The organism is Anaerotignum faecicola (genome assembly GCA_024460105.1).
Taxonomy (GTDB): Bacteria; Bacillota; Clostridia; order Lachnospirales; family Anaerotignaceae; genus JANFXS01.
The window spans coordinates 1-907 of the sequence record JANFXS010000019.1; the positions used below are offsets into that span (position 1 = coordinate 1).

The 907-nt window shown below is 49.7% G+C and carries 2 protein-coding genes; both read left to right on the forward strand.

Going from position 1 to position 907, the window contains the following annotated elements; genetic code table 11:
- The coding region (locus NE664_12455) for an AbgT family transporter (protein ID MCQ4727451.1) at positions 1-553 on the forward strand (553 nt) is incomplete at its 5' end.
- Between the two features lie 220 nt (positions 554-773).
- The coding region (locus NE664_12460; protein MCQ4727452.1) for a LacI family DNA-binding transcriptional regulator at positions 774-907 on the forward strand (134 nt) is incomplete at its 3' end.

Consider the following 907-nt stretch of genomic DNA (forward strand, 5'->3'; position numbering starts at 1 on the left):
GTACAAAGGCGAGAAAGATGTCTGTGCCCAGCTTGGAAGCAACATGGAAGCCATGGGAGGCTATATTGCGCTGTCATTTGCGGCGGCTCAGTTTATCAGTTACTTTAATTATACGAAGCTGGGGACGATCCTGGCGTTAAAGGGGGCCTCCGTTCTGGGCCGGATTGGAACGGGAGGGCCGGTTTTAATGGTGCTGTTTATTCTGCTTGCATCACTTATTAACCTGTTTATGGGGTCGGCCTCTGCCAAGTGGACGATCCTGGCTCCCGTTTTTGTCCCCATGTTCATGCTGCTGGGCTATTCGCCGGAACTGGTGCAGGTGGCGTACCGTATCGGGGATTCGTGTACTAACCTCATTACACCGCTGATGGCCTATTTTGCCATGGTTGTGGTGTTTGCAAAGAAATACGATGATAATTCCGGGATCGGAACGCTGGTATCCACCATGCTTCCATACTGTATCTGCTTCCTGATCGGGTGGTCGCTGCTGCTTATCCTGTGGATGGCGGCCGGGCTTCCTCTGGGGCCGGGAGCGGGATTGATGATATCATGAGAAGGGGAGGGCCGGATACTGGCACAACTAAACCAGTATCCGGTTCTTTTTTTGCATGTTGATCCTCTTTGTGCATCTGCACAATCGCCAATGGAGAATTCAAATAAATGCATAAAGAATGCGCTGGTAAATTGACAATGAAATTGGTTTGTTCTAAAATGACAACGTAGGACAAAATAAAGGCGGAGAGAGGGTGGTTGAGATTCAAAAAGCGAATATGATGCAGATTGCTGAGCACTGCGGTGTGTCTTTAAAGACAGTTTCCAGAGTATTAAATCATCCGGAGCAGGTGAGTCCGAAGACGAGGGAAGCGGTCCGGAGATCGATGGAGCAGTGCGGTTTCCAGGTAAACCT